Here is a 585-nt window from a genome sequence, read left to right as displayed (position 1 = left end):
GTAGGTCGGGTAGAACGGAGTGAAACCCGACAAAATCGGGCGAGCCCACCTGTCAGTTTAGATGTGACAGACTACTAGTGAATCGCTTGTTTCAGTGATTACTGAGCCTTCAATTAAGATGGATTTTCAATGTTATCTGTGGAAACCTCTTCCTCAGTTTCTTCAGTTTTTCCTGCTTGCTGTGTGATTGTTTCTTGTCTATTGATGGCACGGACGTAGTTCATTCTGAGTTCATAGAGGGTATTTGCCAAGAAGTTGGCTTCTGGAGCAGTGAGGTTGCCCTTCGTTTTTTCCTCAAGCATCTCAATCGTATCAATAATATGTTTCACGAGCGGGAAGTTTGTAACGACCTCGTTCGTTTCGGGGTTCGGGATCCCCTCTAAGTAGAGCCGTCCTGTTTCTACAAGATTGGTAAGATAACTCATAAAATCGACAGGCGGAATTTGTTGCGCTTCCTCCTGAGTTGTGTTCTCTTCCATATATTGCTGTTCTTAAAAACCTATGCTTTTCTATATTTTTCCATTGAAAAGAATAGATTTTTAAAGGGATCCTACCCCCTGTTACGATACTCGTCAGTATCTAAGC

Annotated in this window: 1 protein-coding gene; it reads right to left on the bottom strand. The window is 42.6% G+C overall.

Annotated features, from left to right (window positions below):
• Positions 1–113: 113 nt before the first annotated feature.
• Entirely contained in the window at positions 114–479 is a 366-nt protein-coding gene (locus tag J4G07_07035) for a DUF1844 domain-containing protein (GenBank protein MCE2413743.1), read from the bottom strand.
• Between the last annotated feature and the right edge of the window lie 106 nt (positions 480–585).

The organism is Candidatus Poribacteria bacterium (assembly GCA_021295715.1).
GTDB lineage: Bacteria > Poribacteria > WGA-4E > WGA-4E > WGA-3G > WGA-3G.
Note: the sequence above shows the minus strand (reverse complement) of the source record. Positions and strands in the feature narration are given on the sequence as shown.

Bases quoted from the DNA above. Each gene is read 5' to 3' on its own strand.
- J4G07_07035 (MCE2413743.1), bottom strand. From the start codon at position 479: ATGGAAGAGAACACAACTCAGGAGGAAGCGCAACAAATTCCGCCTGTC.